Here is a 1358-nt window from a genome sequence, read left to right as displayed (position 1 = left end):
TGTAACAATTGCTTTTGAGGAAATATCCGTGACATATGTTTGTGTTATCTGATCAATTTTATTGAAAAGTTGCGTGAACACAGTAAAGTTCATGGCATTCCTCTTTAACAAATTTTCAATTTTTTATTACCTTGGAACATAGATACATGCCATTTGCATTTATACATTGCCCAAATTTTCACTGCTATTATCTTGGCTTTGATAAAAGCTCTGTGTCTCTTTGAATTGTTGGGATATAGGACCGAATCTTCTACATTGGATTTTGTTTTCATGAAAAAAAGCCAATATTGTAAAGAGCTTTAGTGGCTAAAATCTTACTTGAGGCACACGCGTGTGGGCATTGGATATAATTTTTTCATACAATTTACGTTTTTGTATTTCGATAAGAAGCTCTTCATTATTGCTTAAATTTCTGACCATTTGTAGCTTTGCATATTCATTTTGGAGTACGGCTGACATATTTCTGATGCGTGTTTGCAGGTCAAAAACTTCTCTCAGATCTTTTGTTTTATTTATATCATTTACGAAATCGACAATTTGTATAAAGCGTTTTTCTGCATCTTCGAAAGCTTGCAAGCTTACAGCTTTATCGACAATTCCACTATATTGAAGACGCTTATTAATTATTTCGTACTGCCTCTTCAGGCTAAGATATGAGAATAAGACCCTCATCTCTTGCGTGTTAATTTTAGTCATAAGCTTTTCTAAATGGTCACGTTGTCTGAATTGTGTAGTAGGCATTCCCACGTAGGTTTTGTGTGGGGTGGGATAGATAAAAAGCGAATCTTCTATGAATAACTTCGGCTGCATTCCTAGGTTTCGTATTTTATTTCCTGTTATAGATTTATAGAGTTGTTCCGCGTTTTTGATCTGATCTTCGGTTGTCTTAATTTGTTGTGTTAACAACTCAATAATTTTCAGATATTCTGCTTTTGAAAAAGAGGAAGGAGTTTGGACAGTTGAACTTTGAGTCGCAGAACCCCAACTGAAATTAGATGTTAGAGTTAAATTTAGTACTACCAAAAGGGTCATCATTCCTGTTACAATAAATCGCTTTTTCATCTGTCTCCTCGTTTAATTTCGGCAGGGATTGTTTTATTAATAGGTACACGGTTCCTATCATTTGGTTGTTTGAGCTTTGGTGCTAATGCACAAGCCGATAGAATATTTGCGATCAAAATCATAAGAATGATATTTTTCATTTTAATATTACTCTTTTTTACAATTAAATAAAGTCAATATTTTTTATCATTATTATAATTTTAATGATAAAGTAAAGTGCATAGTTTGCGATAGTTTATCTTTTCTTAATTTCATTTTTTATATTGATAAAAAATAGCTCGATTTCAGTGCAAATA

The 1358-nt window shown here is 32.4% G+C and carries 2 protein-coding genes and 1 pseudogene; all 3 read right to left on the bottom strand.

The genetic code is table 11. The features are described from left to right. Positions 1–93, bottom strand: a pseudogene (locus PVV66_RS09545) (trwi protein); the annotation flags it as partial. 213 nt (positions 94–306) lie between these two features. After that, positions 307–1062, bottom strand: coding sequence for a type IV secretion system protein (locus PVV66_RS09540; protein WP_273719612.1), 756 nt, complete (start codon positions 1060–1062; stop codon positions 307–309). Continuing rightward, a complete protein-coding gene (locus tag PVV66_RS09535; protein ID WP_120121385.1) occupies positions 1059–1202 on the bottom strand; it encodes a TrwH protein in 144 nt (47 codons plus the stop codon). The genes PVV66_RS09540 and PVV66_RS09535 overlap by 4 nt, the downstream gene beginning before the upstream one ends. Between the last annotated feature and the right edge of the window lie 156 nt (positions 1203–1358).

Origin of the sequence: Bartonella sp. AU16XJBT, from assembly GCF_028618665.1 — a bacterium.
Lineage (GTDB): Bacteria > Pseudomonadota > Alphaproteobacteria > Rhizobiales > Rhizobiaceae > Bartonella.
The sequence above is the reverse complement of the archived record's forward strand: the minus strand, read 5'-3'. Positions and strand labels throughout refer to the sequence as shown.

What these genes read in the sequence shown, in the direction of transcription:
- PVV66_RS09540 (WP_273719612.1), bottom strand. Translation starts at nt 1,062, where the DNA reads ATGAAAAAGCGATTTATTGTAACAGGAATGATGACCCTTTTGGTAGTA.
- PVV66_RS09535 (WP_120121385.1), bottom strand. Translation starts at nt 1,202, where the DNA reads ATGAAAAATATCATTCTTATGATTTTGATCGCAAATATTCTATCGGCT.